The sequence below is a fragment of the Streptomyces rapamycinicus NRRL 5491 genome (genome assembly GCF_024298965.1).
Taxonomy (GTDB): Bacteria; Actinomycetota; Actinomycetes; order Streptomycetales; family Streptomycetaceae; genus Streptomyces; species Streptomyces rapamycinicus.
Map to the genome: position 1 here is coordinate 2961899 of NZ_CP085193.1, position 22734 is coordinate 2984632.

18 protein-coding genes are annotated in these 22734 nt (G+C 72.3%); 7 read left to right on the forward strand and 11 right to left on the reverse strand.

Going from position 1 to position 22734, the window contains the following annotated elements:
- Positions 1 to 2: 2 nt before the first annotated feature.
- The 4 genes from zwf to LIV37_RS11825 are packed head-to-tail and all read right to left on the reverse strand — an operon-like array spanning position 3 to position 6026.
- Positions 3 to 1475: a glucose-6-phosphate dehydrogenase gene (gene zwf / locus LIV37_RS11810; protein ID WP_020867345.1), complete on the reverse strand. Its 1473-nt coding sequence runs from the start codon at positions 1473 to 1475 to the stop codon at positions 3 to 5.
- Positions 1475 to 2506, reverse strand: a complete 1032-nt coding sequence (gene gnd / locus LIV37_RS11815) for a phosphogluconate dehydrogenase (NAD(+)-dependent, decarboxylating) (RefSeq protein ID WP_020867346.1) — start codon at positions 2504 to 2506, stop codon at positions 1475 to 1477. The genes zwf and gnd overlap by 1 nt, the downstream gene beginning before the upstream one ends.
- 27 nt (positions 2507 to 2533) lie before the next feature.
- Positions 2534 to 4582 carry a transketolase gene (gene tkt / locus LIV37_RS11820; protein WP_020867347.1) on the reverse strand — a complete coding sequence of 683 codons (2049 nt, stop codon included), beginning with the start codon at positions 4580 to 4582 and terminating at the stop codon, positions 2534 to 2536.
- 46 nt (positions 4583 to 4628) lie between these two features.
- Entirely contained in the window at positions 4629 to 6026 is a 1398-nt protein-coding gene (locus LIV37_RS11825; protein WP_020867348.1) for an FAD-dependent oxidoreductase, read from the reverse strand.
- A 137-nt stretch (positions 6027 to 6163) separates the two neighbouring features.
- Between LIV37_RS11825 and LIV37_RS11830 the strand changes: the two genes are divergently transcribed.
- On the forward strand, positions 6164 to 6838 hold the full coding sequence (locus tag LIV37_RS11830) for an HAD family hydrolase (RefSeq protein ID WP_020867349.1): 675 nt from the start codon (positions 6164 to 6166) through the stop codon (positions 6836 to 6838).
- A 43-nt stretch (positions 6839 to 6881) separates the two neighbouring features.
- Here the strand turns inward: LIV37_RS11830 and LIV37_RS11835 are convergent, their stop codons facing one another.
- Positions 6882 to 7277, reverse strand: coding sequence for a winged helix-turn-helix transcriptional regulator (locus tag LIV37_RS11835; protein ID WP_121826096.1), 396 nt, complete (start codon positions 7275 to 7277; stop codon positions 6882 to 6884).
- A 196-nt stretch (positions 7278 to 7473) separates the two neighbouring features.
- On the opposite strand from LIV37_RS11835, the gene LIV37_RS11840 reads away from it, so the two are divergent.
- Both LIV37_RS11840 and LIV37_RS11845 read left to right on the forward strand, forming a co-directional pair.
- Positions 7474 to 8334 carry an SDR family oxidoreductase gene (locus LIV37_RS11840; protein WP_020867352.1) on the forward strand — a complete coding sequence of 287 codons (861 nt, stop codon included), beginning with the start codon at positions 7474 to 7476 and terminating at the stop codon, positions 8332 to 8334.
- Positions 8335 to 8509: 175 nt separating this feature from the next.
- Positions 8510 to 10057 (forward strand): sensor histidine kinase, encoded by a 1548-nt coding sequence (locus tag LIV37_RS11845; RefSeq protein WP_020867353.1) that lies wholly within the window; start codon positions 8510 to 8512, stop codon positions 10055 to 10057.
- Here LIV37_RS11845 and LIV37_RS11850 read toward each other — a convergent pair.
- Entirely contained in the window at positions 10017 to 10577 is a 561-nt protein-coding gene (locus LIV37_RS11850; protein ID WP_020867354.1) for an NADPH-dependent FMN reductase, read from the reverse strand. The genes LIV37_RS11845 and LIV37_RS11850 overlap by 41 nt on opposite strands.
- A 148-nt stretch (positions 10578 to 10725) precedes the next feature.
- On the opposite strand from LIV37_RS11850, the gene LIV37_RS11855 reads away from it, so the two are divergent.
- A complete protein-coding gene (locus LIV37_RS11855) occupies positions 10726 to 11712 on the forward strand; it encodes a LacI family DNA-binding transcriptional regulator (protein ID WP_020867355.1) in 987 nt (328 codons plus the stop codon).
- Between the two features lie 37 nt (positions 11713 to 11749).
- Here LIV37_RS11855 and LIV37_RS11860 read toward each other — a convergent pair whose 3' ends face one another.
- A complete protein-coding gene (locus tag LIV37_RS11860) occupies positions 11750 to 12631 on the reverse strand; it encodes a LysR family transcriptional regulator (RefSeq protein WP_121826094.1) in 882 nt (293 codons plus the stop codon).
- A gap of 80 nt (positions 12632 to 12711) precedes the next feature.
- Here LIV37_RS11860 and LIV37_RS11865 point away from each other — a divergent pair, with 80 nt between their 5' ends.
- Both LIV37_RS11865 and LIV37_RS11870 read left to right on the forward strand, forming a co-directional pair.
- Positions 12712 to 13770, forward strand: coding sequence for an EamA family transporter (locus tag LIV37_RS11865; RefSeq protein ID WP_020867357.1), 1059 nt, complete (start codon positions 12712 to 12714; stop codon positions 13768 to 13770).
- Positions 13767 to 14399 carry an NAD(P)-dependent oxidoreductase gene (locus tag LIV37_RS11870; protein WP_020867358.1) on the forward strand — a complete coding sequence of 211 codons (633 nt, stop codon included), beginning with the start codon at positions 13767 to 13769 and terminating at the stop codon, positions 14397 to 14399. Before LIV37_RS11865 ends, LIV37_RS11870 begins: the two co-directional genes overlap by 4 nt.
- 306 nt (positions 14400 to 14705) lie before the next feature.
- Here the strand turns inward: LIV37_RS11870 and LIV37_RS11875 are convergent, their stop codons facing one another.
- Together LIV37_RS11875 and LIV37_RS11880 are read right to left on the reverse strand one after the other, a co-directional pair.
- Positions 14706 to 16583, reverse strand: a complete 1878-nt coding sequence (locus LIV37_RS11875) for an amidohydrolase (protein WP_020867359.1) — start codon at positions 16581 to 16583, stop codon at positions 14706 to 14708.
- 140 nt (positions 16584 to 16723) lie between these two features.
- Complete coding sequence (locus LIV37_RS11880) at positions 16724 to 17962, reverse strand: Acg family FMN-binding oxidoreductase (RefSeq protein WP_338119170.1); 1239 nt, start codon at positions 17960 to 17962, stop codon at positions 16724 to 16726.
- A 125-nt stretch (positions 17963 to 18087) separates the two neighbouring features.
- On the opposite strand from LIV37_RS11880, the gene LIV37_RS52505 reads away from it, so the two are divergent.
- Complete coding sequence (locus LIV37_RS52505; RefSeq protein WP_420834369.1) at positions 18088 to 18381, forward strand: universal stress protein; 294 nt, start codon at positions 18088 to 18090, stop codon at positions 18379 to 18381.
- Between the two features lie 26 nt (positions 18382 to 18407).
- Here the strand turns inward: LIV37_RS52505 and LIV37_RS11895 are convergent, their stop codons facing one another.
- Positions 18408 to 19541, reverse strand: a complete 1134-nt coding sequence (locus LIV37_RS11895; protein ID WP_243146357.1) for an enolase C-terminal domain-like protein — start codon at positions 19539 to 19541, stop codon at positions 18408 to 18410.
- 10 nt (positions 19542 to 19551) lie between these two features.
- On the reverse strand, positions 19552 to 22719 hold the full coding sequence (locus tag LIV37_RS11900) for an FAD-binding and (Fe-S)-binding domain-containing protein (RefSeq protein WP_121825578.1): 3168 nt from the start codon (positions 22717 to 22719) through the stop codon (positions 19552 to 19554).
- Positions 22720 to 22734: the final 15 nt, after the last annotated feature.

Below are 22734 nucleotides of genomic sequence, written 5' to 3' on the forward strand. Positions count from 1 at the left end.
CCTCATGTGCCGGTCCCCGGCGTGCCGAAGGTCCCGGGCACGATCTCGGCGGCGTCCGGCAGATGCCACGGGTAGGGCGCGATCAGTTCGCTGACGGCCGGTTCGGGGCCCCAGGAGCCGGGGGCGTAGGGCTGGACCGGTGGGGGGTTCTCCAGGAGGGGGGCCGACGCGGCCCAGATGTGTTCGATGCCGCCTGCCCGGGTGAACAGCGACTGGTCGCCCAGCATGGCGTCCAGGATGAGGCGTTCGTAGCCCTCGAGCCCGTTCTCCTCGCAGAACGACCCGGCGTAGCCGAAGGCCATCGTGGCCGGTTCGAGCCGCATCGCGGGGCCGGGCTCCTTGGTGAGGAAGCGGGCGGCGATCCATCCGGGGTCCGAGAAGTCGATCACGATCTTGTTGGCCCGGTTCTTCTCCTGGCCGGCGAGGTCGGTGGGGAACATCCGCAGGGGCGGCTCGCGCAGTCCGAGGGTGATCACCTGGCGGCCCTGTGCGAGGTTCTTGCCGGAGCGCAGATGGAACGGGACCCCGGCCCACCGCCAGTTGTCCACCTCCACCCGCAGCGCGGCGAACGTCTCGGTCGTCGAATCGGGGGCCACACCGGGTTCGTCGCGGTAGCCCTCGTACTGGCCGCGCACGACATCCCCGGGCTCGATGGGGCGCAGCGCCTCGAAGACCTTGTCCTTCTCGTCGCGCAACGGCCCGGCGGCGAGTGAGACCGGTGGTTCCATCGCCACGATGCCGAGCACCTGGATCAGATGGGTGACGATCATGTCCCGGAAGGCCCCGGTGCCCTCGTAGAAGTGGGCGCGGCCCTCCAGGCCGAGCGTCTCCGGCACATCGATCTGCACATAACTGATGTGGTCCCGGTTCCAGTTGGGCTCGAACATGCCGTTGGCGAACCGGAGGGCGAGGATGTTGTCCACCGACTCCTTGCCGAGGAAGTGGTCGATGCGGAAGACCCGGGATTCGTCGAAGACGGCGTTGATCGTCTCGTTGAGCGCCCGCGCCGACGCCAGATCGGTGCCGAAGGGCTTCTCCACGATCACCTTCGCGTTCTCGGCCAGGTCCGTGTCGCCGAGCATGCCGATGGTGGACGCGAACGCCGAGGGTGGAATGGCCAGGTGGAACAGTCTGCGAGACGGCCCGCCGAGGGAGTCCTCCGCCGCCCGTACGGCCGCGAGCAGCGGGCCGGGGTCCTCGGGGTCGGCCGCGCCGAAGGACAGCGACTCCTCGAAGGACTCCCACACCGGCCCGGTCGGCTTGGACCGTCCGAAGGCGGCGACCGCGTCATGGGCGTGGGCGCGGAACGCGTCGTCGCTCATCGCGGACCGGGGCGGGGCCGAGCCCACGACGCGGTAGCCGTCCGGGAGGAGACCCGCGGCGGCGAGGTGGAACAGCCCGGGGAGCAGCTTGCGCTTGGCGAGATCGCCGGTGGCGCCGAAGAGCACGATCACATGGTCGTCCGGTGCCGTCATCACCCGCTCCTCTTCTCGGCGTGTCCGCCGAACTCGCTGCGCATGGCGGACAGCACCCGGTCGGCGAACTCGCCGAGGCCCCGGGACTGGAAGCGGTCGGTGAGCGCCGTGCTGATCACGGCGGCGGGCACGCCCTCGTCGATCGCGGCTCGTACCGTCCAGCGCCCTTCGCCGGAGTCCGAGACACGCCCGGTGAAATCGTCCAGCTGCGGCGACCTGGCCAGCGCGTCGGCGGTGAGGTCGACGAGCCAGGAGCCGACGACCGAGCCGCGGCGCCACACCTCGGCCACCTCGCCGACGTCGATCTCGTACTGGTACGCCTCCGGCTCGCGCAGCGGGGTGGTCTCCGCGTCGGCGGCGCGCTTGCGCAGCCCGGCGTCCGCGTGGTCGATGATGCTGAGCCCCTCGGCGATCGCGGCCATCATGCCGTACTCGACCCCGTTGTGGACCATCTTCACGAAGTGGCCGGCTCCGTTCGGGCCGCAGTGGAGATAGCCCTCCGGCGCCGTTCCGTCGCCGTGTCTGCTCGGTGTCGGCTCGGCGGAGCCGGTGCCGGGCGCGATGGTGCGGAAGATGGGGTCGAGCCGGGCGACGGGCCCGTCCTCACCGCCGATCATCAGGCAGTAGCCGCGCTCAAGTCCCCAGACCCCGCCGGAGGTTCCGCAGTCCAGGTAGTGGATGCGGTGCGGGGCGAGCTGCGCCGCGCGGCTGATGTCGTCGCGGTAGTAGGAGTTGCCACCGTCGATGATGGCGTCGTCCGGGTCGAGGAGCTCGGCGAGCTGGTCGAGGGTGGGCTGTACGACGGCGGCGGGCAGCATGAGCCACGCGGCCCGTGGCGGCTCCAGCTTCGCCACCAGGTCGCCGAGCGAGCGGGCGGCGACGGCGCCCTCGCCCTCCATTTCCTGTACGGCGCTCTCGTTGACGTCGTAGACCACACAGCGGTGGCCGTCGCGCATCAGCCGGCGCACGAGGTTCGCGCCCATCCGGCCGAGCCCGATCATGCCGAGCTGCATCGGGGTGTCGGTAGCCATGTGCTCTCCTGTCGCGTCGTTGCCCGCTCAGCCCGGGGCCACCAGCTCGCGCGCCACCTGCGCGACGCGCTCGGGGGTGAATCCGAACTTCGTGAGCAGCTGTTTGAGGGGCGCGGAGGCGCCGAAGGTGTGCATTCCGACGACGGCCCCGTCCGCGCCGACGTACCGGTCCCAGCCGAACGTGGAGGCCTCCTCCACCGCGACTCTGCGCGTGACCGCGGGCGGCAGCACCTGGTCGCGGTACTCGCGCGGCTGACGGTCGAACAGCTCCCAGCACGGCATGCTCACCACGCGGGACGCGATGCCCTCGGCGGTGAGCTCCTCGTGTGCGGCCAGGGCCAGCGCCACCTCGGAGCCGGTGGCGAGCAGGATCACCTCGGGCTCGCCCCGGTCCGTGTCCGCCAGGACGTAGGCGCCCCACGCGACACCGGTGGCCGCCCCGAGCCGGGCGCGGTCGAGGGTGGGCAGGGGCTGGCGGGAGAGGACCAGTGCGGCCGGTGCCCGGCGGAGACCGGCGACCACCCGCCACGTTTCGGCGACCTCATTCGCGTCGGCGGGCCGGAACACCAGCAGCCCGGGCGTGGCGCGCAGCCCCGCGAGCTGCTCGACGGGCTGGTGGGTGGGTCCGTCCTCGCCGACCCCGATGGAGTCGTGGGTGAAGATGTGCACGGTGGGGATCTCCATCAGCGCCGAGAGGCGAATGGCCGCCTTGGCGTAGTCGGAGAAGATCAGGAACCCGGACCAGTACGGACGGAGCTTCGTCAGCGCCATTCCATTGGCCACCGCGGCGGCCGCGTGCTCCCGGACGCCGAAGTGCAGATTGCGCCCGGCGTGGTCATACGGCTGGAAGTCGCCCGCACCGCCGAAGGTGAGGAGGGTCTTGGTCGACGGCGCCAGGTCGGCGGATCCGCCGAGCACCCAGGGCACCGCCTTGGCCACCGCGTTCAGCACCTGGCCCGAGGAGTCGCGGCTCGCCAGGCCCTTCGGGTCGGCCGGGAAGGCGGGCAGCGCGGTCTCCCAGCCGTCCGGCAGCTCACGGCGCTGGATCCGCTCCAACTCGTCGGCGAGCTCGGGGTACGCGCCGCGGTAGGCGTCGAACGTCTTCTCCCAGTGGCTGCGCAACTGACCGCCGCGTGCGCCGATCCCCCGTGCGAACCAGTCGGGCACACCGTCGGGGATGTGGAAGTCGGCGTCGGGTGGCAGGCCGAGGGCGCGCTTGGTGGCCTTGACCCCCTCCGGCCCGAACGGCGCCCCATGTGCCTTCGGTGAGTCCTCGACCGGCGAGCCGTACCCGATGTGGCTGTGGACGAGGATCAGGGTCGGGCGCGCGGTCTCGGCGCGGAAGGAGTGGAAGGCGCGGCCGATCCGGCCGAGGTCGTTGGCGTCGGCCACGGTGGTCACGTTCCAGCCGTAGGCCAGGAAGCGCGCGGCGACGTCCTCGGTGAAGGCGATGTCGGTGTGGCCCTCGATGGTGACCCGGTTGGAGTCGTAGATCCAGCACAGATTGGACAGCCGCAGATGTCCGGCGAGCGAGGCCGCCTCGGAGGAGACGCCCTCCATCATGCAGCCGTCCCCGGCGAGCGCGTACACATCGAAGTCGAAGAGCGTGAAGTCGTCGCGGTTGTACCTCGCCGCCAGCCACTGCCCGGCGATCGCCATGCCGACGGAGGTGGCGACCCCCTGGCCGAGTGGGCCGGTGGTCGTCTCGACGCCGCTCGTCCAGCGGTACTCGGGGTGGCCGGGGCAGCGCGAGTCGAGCTGCCGGAAGGACTTCAGATCGTCGAGGGTCACCGCCGGACGGCCCAGCACCTCGTACTCGGGGTCGACCGTGCGCACGCCGGTCAGGTGCAGCAGCGACCAGAGCAGCGCGGAGGCATGGCCCTCGGAGAGTACGAAGCGGTCGCGGTTCGGCCAGATGGGATCGGCGGGATCGAAGCGCAGAAACCGCTGCCACAGCGTGTACGCGACGGGCGCCATCCCCATGGGCGTTCCGGGGTGCCCCGAATGCGCCTTCTGGACCGCGTCCATGCACAGTCCGCGGATCGTGTTCACCGACAGCGTGTCCAGGTCGGTCATGGCGACGCCGCCCTCCGTGCGCTCGATGGATGTCTGCGAAGCCCCGCTAGGTGTCGGATCGGACGATCGTCGCGAGGACGTCGTTGAAGGCCTCGGTGGAGGTGGGGTGGGTGTAGACGGCGTTGCGCAGCTCGGCCGCCCGGATGCCGTGGCGCATGGCGAGCGCGACGGTGTTGATGATTTCCTGCGCGTCCACGCTGAGCAGGGCGGCGCCCAGGATCTCGTCGGTCTCGGCGTCGAGCACGAACTTCATCACCCCACGGGTGTCCTCGACGATGTACGCACGCGGCATGGCGACGATCTCGGCGACCGGCTGGCTCGCGACCTTCACCCGGTGCCCGGCCGCACGGGCCTGTTTCTCGGTGAGCCCGACGGTGGCCAGCGGCGGGGTGATGAAGACGGTGTGCGGGACGGCGACCCGGTCGTCGGTGGAACGCTTGCCCTCGCCGAGCAGCTGGTCGAGGACGATACGGCTGTCGTCGAGGGAGATATAAGTGAACTGCGGGCCGCCGTTGACATCTCCGAGGGCGAAGATGTGCGGCCGGCTGGTGCGCAGATGCTCGTCGACCTCGACCGCGCCGCGCTCTGTGGTGCGCACTCCGGCGGCGTCCAGCGCCAGATCGCGGGTGGCCGGTGCGCGGCCGGTGGCGGCGAGGACGGCGTCGGCTTCCAGCGTGTGCCGTTGGCCGTCCGTCTCGTAGACGACGGTCGCGGAGGCTTCGCCGTCCCGGATCTCCGTGACGTCGGCCCCCGTGACGATCTCGATGCGCTCCTCCACCAGGATGCTCTCGGCGACGGCGGCAACGTCGTCGTCCACCAGGCCGAAGACCTTCGGGGCCGCCTCGAGCACGGTGATCTCGGAGCCGAACTGCCCGTAGATGGAGGCGAATTCGAGGCCGAGGTAGCCGCCGCCGATGATCGCCAGCCGTTCCGGAAGGACGGTGGAGTCGATCAGTTCGGTGCTGGTGACGGTGTACTGGCTGGTCCGCAGGCCGGGGATGTCGAGGACGATCGGCTCCGATCCGGTGTTGATGAGGATCGTCTCCGCGGTGATCGTCAGGGGGCCGTCGGCGGTCTCGACGCGCACGGTGTGCGGATCGGTGAACGCGGCGGTCCCGGTGATCACCGAGACGGTGTCCATACCGTTCAGCCCGTCGTAGTTGTCACCGCGGAACTGCTTCGTCAGCGCCTGCACCTCGCCGACGGAGCGCTCGTACCACTCCTGGGGCACATCCTCCGGCCGGCGCTTGCGGGAGTGGTGGACCAGTGCCTTGGTCGGCACACAGCCGACATTCGGGCAGGTGCCGCCGTACATCCGTGCCGACCGCTCGACGAGCACCACGCGCTTGCCGAGTCCACCCATCGTGGCGGCCACCGTCTTGCCGCCCTTGCCGAAACCGATCACGAGCAGGTCGGCTCGCAGGCTGCGGTTGCTGGTGCCCATGGTCGCTTCCCTTCTCGGCCCTACGGGGGTGCCGGCTCCGTCTTTTCAACGGCACCACCAACACCGCGGCCCCGCAACTGGCCGCCTCCGGTGCCACCGCGCACCCTGGAAGCAGGCGGAACCGGAGGAGACGTGTGATGGCCGGACCGATAGCGGTGCTCTTCGACATCGACGAAACCCTGATCCACACCGGAGGCTCGGGGGCCCGGAGTTGGGCCTGGGCCTTCGACCGGTTGCACGGCGTGGCCGCCGACATCGGAGAACACACCTCGGCCGGGGAGACGGATCCGCAGGTCGGCCGGGAGACGTTCCGGGCCGTGCTCGGCCGCGACCCCAGTCACGATGAGATGGCCCGCCTGTACGCGGCGTATCTGTGGCATCTCTCGGAGGACATCCGGACCTCGGAGGGGTATCGCGTCATGGACGGTGTCGAAGCCACCCTGCGGCGGATCACGGACGCGGGGATCATCCTCGGTCTCATCTCCGGCGCGATGGAGGGCGCGGCCCGGATCAAGATGGAACCGGGCAGGCTGGGCCGCTATTTCGTGTTCGGCGCCTACGGCTCGGACTCCCCGGACCGGGCGGAGATCACCCGCCTGGCGATGGCGAAGGCCGCCCGGCTGCACGGGCACGAGCTGGGCCGCTCCGATGTCTACGTGGTCGGGGACACCCCTCGCGACATCGAGGCCGGGCACGCCGCGAACGCGACGGCGGTCGGGGTCGCGAGTGGCCACTACTCCGCGGAGGAGCTGCGGGCCGCGGAGGCCGACCATGTGCTTACATCGCTGACCGAGCCGTTCCCGCACACCTGAGAACGGCGTGGATACGAGCGGGGGCCCTGGGGCCGCCCCCGGCTCAGCCTTGTGCGGCGGGGTCCTTCTCCCGGTCGTAGGCGGCCCGCGCCGCCAGCACCTCGTCCATGTGACGCGTCGACCAGGTCTTCAACGCCAGCAACGGCTCGCGCAGCGTGGCGCCCAGTTCGGTGATCTCGTACTCGACCCGGGGCGGGATCTCCGGATGGACGGTCCGCCGGACCAGTCCGTCCCGCTCCAGCGCGCGCAGTGTCTGCGTGAGCATCTTCTCGCTCACCCCGTCCAGCTTCCGGCGCAGCGCCGTGTACCGCCTGGTGCCGGATTCCGCCAGTTCGCCGAGGACGAGGACGGTCCACTTGTCGCCGATGCGGTCCAGGACCTCACGGGACGGACAGCCGCCCGCGTACGGGTCCCAGTCGGTGCGCGGTGCTTTCGCCATGCCCGTGTGCTCCTCCGCCTTGTCCGCTTTCCCGGGAACCGTGAGCATACCGAAGCGCTGGTAGCTCTCCATTGGAGAGTAGCCCAACCAAAAAGTGGTCACTTCCCAATGGGGAGCCACTCCGGTGTACTTCTGACGGGGCGTTCGAGCCCCTTCCGAACCATGTGAACCACGTACCGGAAGCAGGAGTACAGACATGTCCATCGCCGTTACCGGAGCCACCGGCCAGCTCGGCCGTCTCGTCGTGGAGGACCTGCTGCGCCGCGGAGTGGCGGCACACGACATCATCGCCACCGGGCGGAGCACCGACCGGCTGGCCGATCTGGCCGAGCGCGGCGTCCAGGTGCGGCAGGCCGACTTCGCCGACGCCACCGGCCTCACCGAGGCGTTCAAGGGGGCGCGGAAGGTCCTGCTCGTGTCGACGACCACCGTCGGCGAGCGGTTCGACAACCACACCCGCGCCATCGACGCGGCCGCGCGGGCCGGTGCCGAACTGATCGCCTACACCAGCACGCTCAACGCGCACACCGCGAGCATGATCCTCGCCGACTCCCATGCGAGGACCGAACGGTATCTGCGCGACAGCGGCGTGCCCGGCGTCGTCCTGCGCAACGGCTGGTACCTGGAGAACTACACCTCCCAGATCCCGCTCTACCTCCGGTCCGGAGTCGTGCCGGGCAGCGCCGGTGCCGGGCGGGTCAGCGCCGCGTCGCGACGCGACTACGCGGAGGCCGCGGCCACCGTCCTGACCGCCGAAGGGCACGCGGACTCCGTGTACGAACTGGGCGGGGACACCGCCTTCTCCCTCGCGGAGCTGGCCACCGCGCTGTCCGCCGCCACCGGCCAGGAGGTGGTCTACGGCGACCTCCCCGCCGAGCGGTTCCGCAGCGCCCTGCTCGACGCCGGGCTGCCCGCCGAACTGGCCGAGGTGCTCGCCGACTCGGACCTCGGGCTGAAGCGCGGTGAGCTCTTCACCGACTCCTCGGATCTGAGCCGTCTGATCGGCCGGCCCACGACCACCCTCACCGACGCGCTCACCGGGGCTCTCGGCTCCTGACGGCGGGGCCACCGCGGCGGCGGCCGCCGGTACCGCGCCGGTTCGGTGTGGAGACACCGGCCATGTCGATGCTTTGATCTGTTGGTCGGACGGACGCGTTCGACCGCCGCGGAACAGAGGTACGCATGGCAGGCAACGACGGACCGTCCCGGGAAACGCCATCCGGGGAGGCGCTATGAGGCTGTCCACCCGCATCGCGCTCGCGGTCGGCGTGAGCGTGCCGCTGCTGGTGCTGGCCTCCGGCTGGCTGCTGCTGCATCTGGTCGGCGACGACCTGCGCGCACACCAGAACTCCCAGTTGCGCGCTCGCGCCACCGTCATCGCCAAGAACGCCAAGGCGTTCCTCGATGTCGCCGGGACCGACCGTCCGGTCATGGAGCAGGCCAGGCAGCGACGGCTGGTCAACTCCGCGCGGGACGTGGGCATCCGGCTGACCGCGCCCGGGGGCACGGTCTCGGCCGGGCCGCGGCCCGACCCGTTGCCCTCGCTGCCCCGCAACACCCCGAAGCCGGTCACCGTGACCTCCGATGACACGGACTGGCTGGTCCTGTCGCTGCGGGTCGGTGCCGCGAAAGCGGGCACCACGCCGAATCTGTGGCTGTTCTCGCCGGACACCACCGAGGAGGAGCTGGCGCTGGTGCGCCAACGGGTCGTGTTCGGGGCGCTGGTGGCCGCGCCCCTGGCCGGGGCCACCACCTGGGCCATCGCGGCCCGGGCGGTCCTGCCGCTGCGACGGTTGCAGCGGCGCACCAGCGGCCTGGACCCCCGGACCAGCACGGTACGTCTGGAGCACACGCCGACCCGGATCGGCGAGGTCGACGACCTGGCGTACACGCTGCAGACCGTGCTGGCCCGCTACGACGAGCAGGTCGAACGCACCGGGGAGGCGCTGGCCACCGCCCGCGCGTTCGCCGCGACCGCGTCCCACGAGCTGCGCACCCCGCTGATGAGCATGCGCACCAACATCGACATCCTCGCCGACCACCCCGGCCTGGACCCCGTCGACCGGGCGGAGGTGCTCGACGACCTGGGCCGCGAACACTCCCGGCTGCTGGGGTTGCTGGTGATGCTCAGGGCGCTCGCGCAGGGCGACCTGGTCGAGGCGGACGCGTTCACGTCGCTGGACCTCACGGAGGTGCTGGACGCGTCCGTCTCCGGCCTGCGGCGCACCCACCCCGACGCCGAGGTGTCGGTGCGCACCACCCCGGGACTGCTGGTGCACGGCTGGGAGGAGGGGCTGCGCTCGGCGGTGGACAACCTGCTGACCAACGCCTGGACCCATGGCCGCGCCACCGACGGCACGGCCCACATCGAGGTGACCCTGCGCCACTCCGGCGACCCGCGGCAGCCGCTCGCGGTGCTCACCGTGGACGACCGCGGCCCCGGCGTCCCGCCCGAACGCCGCGAGGAGGTCTTCCAGCGCTTCCGGCGCGGCCCGGACAGCCCCGGCTCCGGCCTCGGCCTGACCCTGGTCGCCCAGCAGATCGCCCTGCACCGGGGCCGGATCACCGTACTGGACCGGCCCGACGGACGCCCCGGCACCCGCTTCGAGGTACGGCTGCCGGTCACCGGCGTCCGGGACGTGGAGAGCACTCTGCCGCTGCTCCGCCGGGACTGGCTGACCGGCCACGACGCAGCCGCAGATGAAACGACCGCACCTCGCGGCACTTCCCGCGGAGCGCTCAGGCGGCGCGGACCGTGGCCATCGCGGTGCTCCAGATGACGACCTGGTCGAGCAGGGAGTTCACGGCCTCGGTCTGGTGCTCGGCGGGGGTGAACCTGCTGAACTCCTCGAAGTCGGTGAACAGGGACAGCGAGACCTGTGCGCGCACATCGGCCACCTGCAGCTCGGCCATGATCAGGCGCAGATGCTCGACCGCGCGGGTGCCACCGGCGCTGCCGTAGCCGACGAAACCGGCGGCCTTGTTGTTCCACTCCGCGTACAGGAAGTCGATGGCGTTCTTCAGGGCGCCGGAGGTGGAGTGGTTGTACTCGGGGGTGATGAACACATAGCCGTCGAAGGAGGCGACCTTCTCCGCCCAGGCCCTGGTGTGCGGCTGTGAGTACTGGCCCAGCGACGGCGGGACCGCCTCGTCCAGGAGGGGGAGCCGGTAGTCGGCGATGTCGACGAGCTCGTACTCCGCGTCGGCGCGCCGCCGGGCGATGTCGAAGACCCACTGGGCGACGGCTTCGCCGTTGCGGCCGGGCCGGGTGCTGCCGAGGATGATGGCGATCTTGGGCATCTGCGTAGTCCTTTCCGTTCCGTGGCGCGTTCCCGGAGTCGGGCCCTTAACTCATCCGGTTGGACCGCTGTCCCCCATCGCCTGCCCCCACGCGCGACATCGGCGGGTGACGCGGGGGCGGGAGCGTATTCTGCCGGGAGTGTCGAGGGTGACGATCGGGGATGTGGCACGGGCGGCGGAGGTGTCGACCGCGACGGTGTCCAACGTGCTCAACGGCACGGGCCGGGTCTCGGAGGCGACGCGGACCCGAGTGCGGGCGGTGGCCGGTGCGCTCGGTTACGGCCCGGTGGGCAGCGGCGGGCACACCCTGGGGCTCGCGGTGACCGCTCATGGCGACAGCGCATGGGACTTCGCGAGCGTGCCGTACTTCGCCCGGGCCATCAGCGCGGCCACCGTCGCCGCGCACCGGCGTGGCTACGCGCTGATGGCGATGCCCTCGGGACCGGCCGAGCACATGTGGCGCACCCTCCCGGCCGCCGGGGTGGTGGTGCTGGACAGTCCGGCCGGCGACCCCGTGGTGCGGATGCTGCGCGCCCGCGGTCTGCCCTTGGTGTTCGACGGCCGTCCCGACGAGCTGCGGGCGCGGGAGACCTGGGTCGACAACGACCACGAGGCCATGACCCGCCGGGTCCTGGAGCATCTGGCCGGGCAGGGCGCGGAGCGGATCGCGCTGATCGCCGGGCCCACCCAGGAGTACTACAGCCGCGCGAGCGCGACGGCCTACCGGCGGTGGTGTTCGCGGGCCGGTGTGCGGCCGTGCGTGGTCCCGTTCGACGAGGACGATCCCACGGGGCGGGGGCTGGACGCCCTGCTGACCGGGGAGGGCGGGCCGGACGCGGTGTTCGGCCTGTACGACCCGTGCGGCCGTCAGATCCTGGCGGCGGCCGCGCGGTGCGGGCTTTCGGTGCCGGAGGACCTGATGGTGGTGTGCGGCAGCGAGGATCCCGCCTACGGGCGCACCGTGCCGCCCGTGTCGACGGTGTCGCTGGCCCCCGAGCAGGCCGGAACGGCGGCTGTCGACGCGCTGGTGAGCCTCGTGGAGGATCCGCCGCACACGCCGCCGCCCGTGGTGCTCGGGACTCGGCTGGTGGTTCGTTCGTCCTCGACGCGCCGATCCCGTCGGCGGGCACCGTAAGGGCGGGGCGGCCCGGGTCCCGATCCCGTCGCGTGCGTCAGGAATCCGTGGGCGTGATGCCCAGCGCCGTGAGGAAGGCCGTCGCCGCCGGTGTGCGGCTGAAGCGGCTCCAGATGACGTACTCGACGCGGGCCGGTGCGTCGGCGACCTCGATGGTGACGACGCCCGCGAGATGCGGCGCGTAGGCGGTGGGAAGCATCGCCACGCCGAGTCCAGGGCCGACGAGCCGGGCGATGAAGTCCGCGCTGGTCACTTCGAAGGCCACGTCACGGGTGAGTCCCGCGGCCTCGAAGGCCAGGTCGGACTGGGCGCGTCCGGCGGTCCCGGCCGGGAGGTCCACGAACACCTCGGAGGAGAGCCTGCGCAGGTCGACCCGTGATTCCCCGGCGAGGGGATGGTCCGGCGCGACCACGGCGACGAGCCGGTCACGCGCGAGTTCATGGGCGGCGACGCCCTGCGGGCGGACGGTGGTCGGCAGGCCGAGGAACGCCACGTCGAGTGCGCCTTCCCTGACCTGCTCGACGAGGTCGTCGCTCGCGCCGACCCGCAGGCTGACGCGCACTCGCGGATACCGCTCGCGGAAGTCGCGCAGCGCGCCCGGGATGTCGACCGCGGTGACGGTGGGGATCAGGCCCACGGCGAGCCGTCCGCGTACCTCCCCGACGGCCGCGGCGACCTCGGCGGCCGCGCGCTCGGCGGCGTCCAGGCACTGGCGGGCGGCCGGGAGGAAGGCCGCACCGGCCGGTGTCAGCCGCACCCGGCGGCTGGTGCGCTCGAAGAGCCTCGCGCCCAACTCCTTCTCCAGGCGGGCGATTTGGTGGCTGAGGGCGGACTGGACGACCAGACACCGCTCCGCGGCGCGGGTGAAGCTGTTCGTCTCGGCTACGGCGACGACGTACCGCATCTGCTGAAGCTCCATGGATCCATCGTGGATCGAGATCGATGAGGTGACAAACATGTGTTGGACTCATCAATGGGCCCGGGACGAGACTTCGAGGCATGACACGGCACACCACAGAAGTGGTTTCCGGCGGGGCCGGCGGTGTCCGCCACGGAAACCTGCCACGCACCGCCCTGACGGCGCTCGCGCCCTCGGTGTGGGGCACGACGTACGTCGTCACCACCGAACTGCTCCCCGAGGGGCATCCGCTCTTCGCGGGGTTCCTGCGCGCGTTGCCCGCCGGCCTGATCGCGCTCGCCCTCAGAGCCTGTGTCATATCCCCGGCCGGGCGTGCGACGCCTGGCACGCACGCTGATCCGACCGGGGATATGACACAGGCTCTCACCCGGACGCTGCCGCGCGGCGCCTGGTGGGGGAAGGCCGCGGCGCTCGGCGTGCTCAACATCGGGCTGTTCCTCCCGCTGCTGTTCATCGCGGCCGAACGCCTGCCGGGTGGCGTGGCCGCCACCCTGGCGGCGGCCCAGCCGCTGGTCGTGGCCGTCCTGGCCGTCACCGTGCTCCGTGAGCGCCTTTCGCCGTGGCGCCTCCTGTGGGGTGCGACGGGTGTCGTCGGCGTCGGTCTCGTGGTGATCGGGCCGAACGCGGCACTCGACACCGTCGGGATCGTGGCGGGCCTCGCGGGCGCGGTCACGATGGCGCTCGGCGTGACCCTCACCAAGCGCTGGGGGCGCCCCGCCGGGGTCGGTGCCACCACCTTCGCCGGGTGGCAACTCACCGCGGGCGGGCTCTTCCTGCTGCCCCTCACCTTCCTCGTCGAGGGGGCGCCTCCCGCGATCGACCTGCCCGCCGCGCTCGGCTACCTCTGGCTGGGGCTGGTCGGCGGTCTGATCACCTATGCCCTGTGGTTCCAGGGCATCACCAGCCTGCCCGTGGCCTCGGTCGCGGTTCTCGCCCTGCTCTCACCGCTGGTGGCCGCCGTTCTCGGCGCCATCGTGCTCGACCAGACGCTCGGCCCGATCCAGCTCGTGGGATTCGCGCTCTCGCTCGCCGCGATCGTCGCGGGACAGCTTCCGCCGCGCACGCGTACACGCGCCCGTACGCGGACTCCCGACCACGACTCCGTCTCCGCCCCCGCCCCGGAAGGGACACCTCGATGAAGATCGCCGTTGTCGGAGCCGCCGGAATGGTCGGCTCGCGTGTCGTCGGCGAAGCCGTGAGCCGGGGCCATGACCTCGTCGCGGTGTTCCGCAAGGAGCCGACGGCCGCCCCGCCACCCGGAGTGATCGCCGTGCGGGGCGACGCCGACGACCCCGACCACATGAGCCGGCTCTTCACCGGAGCCGACGCGATCGTGGCCGCGACCCGCCCCGCCCCCGGTCACGAGGACACCGCGGTCAGGACCACGACGGCGCTGCTCACCGCCGCCGGGACGGCCGGGACCCGCATCCTCGTCGTCGGCGGCGCCGCGCCCCTGCGGAACCCGGGCCGCCCCGACCGGCTCGTCCTGGACAGCCCGGAGTACGTCCCGGAGCCCTTCCGTGCCATCGCCGCCGCCAGCGCCGCGCAACTGGACGCCTGCCGGGCCCACTCGGCGGACTGGATCTACCTCAGCCCGCCCGCCCTCCTCGAGCCCGGACACCGCACCGGAAAGTACCGGCGCGGCACCACGACCCTCATCACCACCGCCGACGGCACGTCCCGCGTCTCGGCGGAAGACCTCGCCGTGGCGGTCCTCGACGAACTGGAGAACCCGGGCGAGGACAGACACTTCACCGTCGGCTACTAGGGGGGCCGACGGTACGCCGACGCCTGCGGCGGGCTGTTCCCCTCCCCGCCCCTTCCCACAACTGCGGCTCCGCCCCAGCCCCCGGGGGTCCATGTGCCCTGACCTGCCGTCGGCCGTCTGCGGCACCGCTGTGGCTGGTCGCGCAGTTCCCCGCGCCCCTTCGGGGCGTCCTCCGCCCCCGGGGGCCCAGGGGCGCACCCCCTGCCACGCGGCGGAGCCGCATGCCGACGCTGCGGGAAGGCGCGGGGAGGGGACAAACCCGTCGGTCACTCCGTGGCGGGCCGGGCGGACGACGGCGACGACGGGTCAGCGGTGGCAGCCGCAGGCGGCGTGACGGTCGTGCACGGTGGCGAGGGAGGCGGGCCGCGCTGCCGGGAACGACGCGGTGGCGGCCTCGGCGCCGGGCTGGTCCGCGTCCCAGACGCGCCTGCCGCCCGCCAGCGTCAGACGGACCTTGGTGCCGGTGATGTCCTTGACCGGCACCCGGGTCACATCCCGGTCGAGCACGATCACATCGGCGGCCCGGCCCGGGGTGAGCACACCGGTCTCGTGGTCGATACGGAGCTGATGAGCCGAGCCCGCCGTGTGCATGCGCAGACTGGTGGAGCGGCTGATGCCCTCCCGCTCCGGGTACAGCGCCCCGTCCTCGCCCTCCCGGTCGATCGCGGTGCGGATCTGGTTGAAGGAGTCGAGCGGGTCCACCGGCCAGTCCGATCCCCCGGCCAGCGCCGCCCCGTGCCGCTCCAGGCTGCGCGCCGGATACATCAGCCGGTGGCGGTCCGGGCCGATGTAGGGCAGGAGGGCGTCCATCGTCCACACATTGCGCATCGCCCACTGGAGCTGCATGCAGGCGACCACGCCCAGCGGTGCGAAGCGCCGGTAGTCGTCCGGGTGCACCAGTTGCAGATGGGCGATGGTGTGCCGGTTGCCACGGCGCCCGTTGGCGCGTACCGCCGCCTCGTAGCCGTCCAGCGCGGTGCGCACCGCACGGTCGCCGATCGCGTGTGCGTGCAACTGCCACCCGGCCCGGTCCAGTACGGTCGCCAGCCGCCCGTACTCGGTGGCGGTGGCGTACAAGTCGCCCCGGTCGCCAGTGGGTTCGCCGTCACCGTCGAGGTACGGCTCCAGCAGCGCGGCGGTCTGCGCGGGGTGCTCGATCACCCCGTCGAGGAAGACCTTCGCCGTGCCGAAGCACAGGCCCGGCACCTGTCCGTACGCCGTGCGCTGCTCGTCGACGTGGGCCAGCGCGGCCTTCGGGTCGCGGACGAGGCCGATGTCCAGGCGCAGCGCGGGGATCACCCGCTGCGGCAGCCGGTCCGAGGCGGCCAGCTCGGCGTAGGCGCGGAGTCCGTCGGTCTCGGTTGCGGCGTCCAGGTACGTGGTGATGCCGTTGGACGCCGCCTGGCGGAGGGCCTTCGCCGCGGCGGCGAGCGCCTTGTCCTCGTCCGGTGGCGGGATCACCGCCGCGACGATGTCCTGCGCGGTGTCCTTCAGCAGCCCGGACGGCGCTCCGGCCGCGTCGTGGACGATATGGCCACCGGCCGGGTCCGGGGTGCTGGACGTGATCTCCGCCAGCTCCAGGGCCCGCTGGTTGACCCACATGTTGTGGGCGTCCGAGCCCTTGAGCGCGATCGGCCGGCGGGTGGGCAGCGCGTCCAGGACGCGGTGGTGGGTCTCGGTCCCGGCCGGCAGGCCCACCGGGTTCCAGTCCTCCACCACCAGCCATCCATCGGGCTCCTGGTCCTCGCTCGCGTTCAGGAAACCGGTGAGCTTCGCCCGGAGCGCGGCGACGGTGTAGGTCTCATTGCCCAGGGACGGGTTGAGCGAGCGCCACCCGGCCTCCAGACAGTGGGCATGGCCGTCGATGATCCCCGCCATGACGGTGCCGCCGCGGGCGTCGACGAACTCCGTGTCCCTCCCGGCCAGGCGCCGCACCACGGACGCCGGGCCGACCGCGAGGATCCTCCCGTCCCTTCCCACGGCGAGGGCCTCCTGTTGCGGCACATACGGCAGCCCGGTCAGCACCCGCCCACCGTGGATGATCGTCGCGGCCGGACGACGGGATCCGGGCGGACGACGGCCGGAGACCGCGGCCGCGGCGGAGGCGGCCGGCCCGAGTACGCCCGCGGCACCCACCGCCGCCGCGGCCGACAGAAGACGACGACGCGCCAGGTCAAGGCTCATGCTCACTCCCTGAGTGTGATGAGGTGTGACGCGTCAGCCTTGGTGATTAAGCCCTTAAGCACCAGCCGCCGGCACTGCCGATATGGCCCGTGGGCAGGGGTCTTCACAACGGATTTCGCGGCGGGCCGTCGCGGCCGGGGCTACGGTTCGATGTCCAGCACGTCGTGGACCGGCCGTCTGGGGGTCTGTGTGCCCGGAGGGCCGTATCCGAGCCGCAGCACCATCTGTACGTAGGCCATGCCCGACATCGGGTCGCGCAGCGGCCAGCGCAGGTCCTGCCATTCCAGGGCCTGGGTGACGAACGAGGCGGACAGCCCCTCCAGCGTTGCCCGCAACAGAAGCCGCTCGACCGCCTGGCCGGTGCGCAGCCAGTCCACGGGACGGTTGCGGGAGGTGCTCAGCAACACCAGATGGGGGAAGGTCTCGAAGTCGGCGGTCGGGCGGCCGGGGATGGACTTGCCACCCGCGAAGTCGCGCATGGGAGCGTTGCCGACCCGGCGGCGGGGCCCGAAGGCGTACTCCGGGACCCCTTCGGTGGCCGGCCGTGCGTCGTCCGTGGCGCGGGTGAAGCGGGCCAGGTCCGCGGCGACGCCCGCGTCGGTGAGGTTGCGGGCCTCGCCCTCCAGCGCCAGGTCCACCACGGACCGCAGATGCCAGTCGGAGGCGAAGGACAGCGAGACCTGCTCCCGGTCTGCGGCGTCGACCAGGGCCGTCCGCACCGATGGGGGGATCTCGGTCTCGGCGAAGGGGTACCGGCTGGTGTGCCGGGTGCGCACGGCCGGGTACAGGGCGGCCGGATCGGCCTCGTCGCCGAGCGGGCGGGTCAGTGTCACGGAGGCCAGCAGCATCGGGTCGGCGGGGTCGGGCAGTGGCCGGGTCTGCGCCTCCCAGCCCTCGTGGGCCACCGCGACCCGCAGGTTCATCAGGGCGGCGCCACAGGCGATGTGCAGGGCGCGGAGTTCGGGGTCGGTGTGCGGCAGGGCGCCCCGCAGGTCGGCCCTGAGACGGAACACGCGGCTGCGCCGGGAGTACTGGAACCGCCAGGGCTGGGCGTTGTGCATCGAGGGCGCCGCCGTGGCGTCTTCCACCAGCGACATGACCACCGCTTCGGAGAGCGAACGGGCGCCGCGGTGTGTCGTCGCGGAGCCGCGGTGGCCCGTCTCCTCCCATCGCCGTCCCGGTTCGTCCCCGATGGGGTGAATGTGTGCGTCCGGTCCGGGGAACACAAGGGTGATCTGGTCGGTGTCCGACCACCGCACGTCATAGGGAGGTGTCCCGTCGTCATGGTGGAGTCCGACGATCTCACCGTCCCGTTTGGTGGCACCGCTGGTGGGGCTTTCGACAATCAGCTGGTCGCCGACATGGGCACGCATCGACATCCCGCCTCTCCTGCCTGACGTCGTCCACTGTGACACCGCCGGTGAGCGGTGTCCTGGGGGCGGAACGCCCTCGGCCGAGGGGCCGGATGGCCCCGTGGTGGGCCGAGTGGCCGGGAGAGGGAGCCATGAGGCTCATCCGGCGGCGCGGGCGAGCTGGCAGGCTCGGTGGCGGAGCCGGGCTCGACGAGGGAGTCGGGCTCCGCGGCGGAAACACCGGCCGGCCCACCGCGGGTGTGCGAATCGACGAGGTCCGGCTGGAAAGCCCGGCCCGGGCCGTCGTCCGGGCCGCGGCCGACAGCGATCTGCTGATGGTCGGACGGCGGAAGCACCCGCCCGCGCTGGGGCCACGCCTGGGGGCCGTGGTGCAGGCGGCGGTGCACCACGCGAGCTGCCCGGTCGCCGTCGTCCCGCATGAGTGAGCGCGCCCGGCGTCGTGCCGTACGGCTCAGGCCACCCGATACGGCCGGGCCCGCTCGCCGTTCAGGGTGAGCCCCAGCCCGGGCGCTCCGTCGTGGCCCGGGGTGAGGCCGCCGCCGTCGGGCGCGAGGGCGCCGTCGAACAGCAGGCGCTCGACGCGCACATGGTCGTGGAACCACTCCAGGTGGCGCAGGTTGGGCACGGACGCGGCGGCGTGGGCGTGGGCGTGCGGGGCGCAGTGGCCGGAGATCTGAAGGCCCTGGCCGTGGGCGAGGGCGGCGGCGCGCAGCCAGACGGTGATGCCGCCGCAGCGGGTGACATCGGCCTGGAGGCAGTCCACGGCACCGGCGGCGAGCAGTTGTGCGAAGTAGGGCAGGGTGTAGCCGTATTCACCGGCCGTGACCTCCATGGGGACCCGGTCGCGGACGGTGGCGAGCGTGGTGAGGTGGTCGGCGGAGACGGGTTCCTCGAACCAGGTCACACCGTGGTCGGCGAGCGGGCCGGCCATGCGTACGGCCTGTTTGGCGGCGTAGCCGCCGTTGGCGTCCACGTACAGGGCGGCGGTGTCGCCGATGCTCGTACGGGCCTCGGCGACACGTTCCCGGTCGCGGTCCTCGCACCGCCCCCAGGACTCGCCGATCTTGATTTTGACGCGGGGAATGCCCTCTTCCTCGGTCCAGCCGCGCAGTTGCCGGTCCTGGTGCCCGGCGTCGTACGTGGTGAAGCCGCCGCTGCCGTAGACGGGCACCTCGTCCCGCGCCCTGCCCAGGAGGTGGACGAGGGGCAGGTCGAGCAGGCGGGCCTTGCAGTCCCACAGGGCGATGTCCACGGCGGCGATGGCCTGGGCGGCCACGCCGGGCAGTCCGGCGTTGCGCACGGCGCGGTGCATGGCCTCGTTCGCGCGTGGCACATCGAGGGCCGGGGTGCCGGTGACCACGTCGGCGAGCAGATCGTCGACGACCAGGGCCGTGGCGGCGGGGGCGTAGGTGTAGCCGAGTCCGGTGACCCGGCCGCACCGGACGGTGGCGAGGACGAGGGTGGTGCTGTCCCAGCCGAGGGTGGCGTCGGCTTCGGGGGCGTCGGTGGGCACCGTGTAGACGGCGCTGTCCACCCCGTCCACGACGTACTCGCCCGCGCCTCCTGCCACGACCCGATCCGTCACCACCGTGCGGTCACCTTCCCCCGCGGCGCGTGCGCCGCGAGGCGGCACGGCCGACCCCCGCCGCGGCCCCCGCCACCGCCGTCGCCGTGAGGGCGGCGGCACCGGCGGTGGTCGCCCAGCGGGCCGCGCGCGAGGGCGGGTCCGCGCGCTGTGCCAGGCGTTCGGGCCGCTCGCTGGGCAGGGTGGTGTCGAGGCCCAGGGCCAGCGCCTCGGCCAGGTGGAGGGCCCCGCGGCCGGTGTCGCCCTGCTCGATCTGGGTGCGGCAGCTGAAGCCGTCCGCGAGCAGCAGGCTGCCGGGGGCGGCCGCGCGCACGGCGGGCAGCACGCCCTGTTCCGCGACGGCCATCGAGACCTCGTGGTGGCCGCGCTCGAAGCCGAAGTTCCCGGCCAGACCGCAGCAGCCCTCGTCCAGGACGTCGGTGACGAGGTGGGCTCGGCGCATCAGTTCGCGGTCCGGGCCGTCCTTCATGATGGCGTGCTGGTGGCAGTGGGTCTGGACGACGGCCTGCCGGCTGAGCGCGGGTGGCCGCCATCCGTCGGGGGCGTGGTGGACGAGGTGTTCGGCGAAGGTGCGGAACTGCCCGGCCAGCCGCTCCACGTCCTGGTCGGCGGGCATCAGTTCGGGTGCGTCGGCCCGGAACACGGCGGTGCAGGAGGGTTCGAGGCCGATGACCGGAGTGCCCGCCTCGAGGTAGGGCCGCAGCATCCGCAGCGTACGCCGCAACACCTTCTTCGCCGTGGCCAGTTGCCCGGTGGAGATCCAGGTCAGACCGCAGCACACGGGCTCGGTCGGTACGGCGACCCGGAAGCCGGCGTCCTCCAGCACCCGGACGGCCGAGATGGCGACCGAGGGGTGGAAGTAGGTGCTGAAGGTGTCGGGCCACACCACCACGGTCCGCGGGTCGGCCGGGTCCGGCTCCTCGGCGCCGCGGGCGCGCCACCACTGGAGGAAGGACCGCGGTGCGAACACCGGTGCCTGGCGCGCGCCGTCCACCCCGGCCAGCCGCTTGCCGAGACCGGCCACGCCCGGCGCCCGGGCCACGGTGTTGACCAGTGAGGGCGCGATACGGGACAGCCGGGCCCACACCGGCAGCCAGCCCATGGAGTAGTGCGCCGCCGGACGCGGGCGGCCCGCGTAGTGGTGGGCGAGGAACTCGGCCTTGAGCGTCGCCATGTCGACACCGGTCGGGCAGTCGGACTTGCAGCCCTTGCACGCCAGGCACAGGTCCAGGGCGTCACGGACCTCGGTCGAGCGCCAGCCGTCGGTGACGGCGGAGTCCGGGTGGCCGTCGAGCATCTCGAACAGCAGCCGGGCCCGGCCGCGGGTGGAGTGCTCCTCCTCGTTGGTGGCCCGGTACGACGGGCACATCACGGCGCCGTGGTGGCCGCGGCAGTTGCCGATGCCGACACAGCGCATGACCGCGCGGGTGAAGGAGTGCTCGTCGTCGGGGTAGCCGAAGTGTGTGTCGGGAGCGGCCGGCCGCCACCCCGGGCCCAGGCGCAGCTGACCGTCGACCGGATTCGGGCCGGTGGCCGTGCCCGTTCCGGTGGCCTTGCCGGGGCCGGTGGCCTTGCTGGGGCCGGTGGCCTTGCCGGGGCTCGGGCCGGTGGCCTTCCCAGGATTCGGGCCGGTGACCTTGCCGGGGTTCATCCGGTTCTCCGGGTCGAACACCGCCTTCACCTCGCCGAACGCGGTCACCAGGCGCTCGCCGAACATGCGGGTGAGCAGTTCGCCCCGCGCCTGCCCGTCCCCGTGCTCGCCGGACAGCGAGCCGCCGTACGAGACCACCAGGTCTGCGGCGCGTTCCAGGAAGCGGCGGAAGTCGGCCACGCCGTCCGCGGTCTTCATCCCGAACGGGATGCGGGTGTGCACACAGCCCTGCCCGAAGTGGCCGTACAGCGACGGATGGTCGTAGCCGAACTCCGCGAACAGGTCTTTGAGATCGCGCAGATAGTCCCCCAGGCTCTCGGGCGGGACGGCGGAGTCCTCCCAGCCCTCCCAGGTCTCCCGGTCGTCCGGCGGGCGCGCGGTCACCCCGAGGCCCGCCTCACGGGCCCTGAGCATCCGCTGCTCGCGCCGGGGGTCGTCGGAGAAGGCCACCGTGGCGTCCTTCTCGTCCCGCCCCACCGAGCGCAGCAGCGCGTGCGCCTGCTCGTCGACGCCCTCCTGGGTGTCCCCGCTGAACTGCACCATCAGCCAACTGCCTCCCTCGGGGAGGGAGTTGAGGGATTCGAGATACGCGTGCTCCTCGCGCATCAGCTGGGCCATCCGCCCGTCGAGCGCCTCCAGTTCGCCGGGTGTGCAGTGCTCCAGGAGCCGGGGCACATCGTCGGCGGCGGTACAGATGTCGTCGTAGCCGAGCACCAGCAGCGACTGGTACGGGGGCACCGGCACCAGATCCACTTCGGCGCGGATCACCGTCACCAGCGTGCCCTCGCTGCCCACCAGGGCCCGGGCCACGTCGAAGCCGTTCTCCGGCAGCAGCGAGTCCAGGTTGTAGCCGGAGACCCGGCGCGGGATCTTCGGGTAGCCGCGCCGGATGTCCGCGAGGTACTCGCCGACGACGCGGTCCAGCCCGTCGTAGATCTCGGCCCGGCGGCCACCCTCCGCCGCGATCCGCGCCCGCTCGGCCTTGGACGTCGGCCCCACCCACATGCGCACGCCGTCGTAGGTGAGGACCTCCAGGCGGCGCACGTTGTCCACGGTCTTGCCGTACGCCTGCGCCGAGGCGCCGCACGAGTTGTTGCCGATCATGCCGCCCAGGGCGCAGTGGCTGTGCGTGGACGGCTTCGGCCCGAACTGCAGCTTGTAGCCGTCCAGTTGGCGGTTGAGCTCGTCCAGCACCAGCCCCGGCTCCACCACACAGGTGCGCGCCTCGGGATCCACCGAGACCAGGGCGTGGCAGTACTTGCTCCAGTCGATCACCACGGCGGTGTTGGTGCACTGACCGGCCAGGCTGGTGCCGCCGCCCCGGGACGACACGGGCGCGCCGAAGCGGGCGCACACCTCCACCGCCCGCGCCCCGGCCGTCACACTGCGCGGGACGACGACGCCGATGGGCACCTGACGGTAGTTGGAGCCGTCCGTGGCGTACGCGCCCCGGCTGCCCGCGTCAAACCTGACCTCGGCGTCCACCTCCGCACGCAGTGCCCCCTCCAGTCCGCTCGCGGTACGCATGCCGCGCTTCCCCCT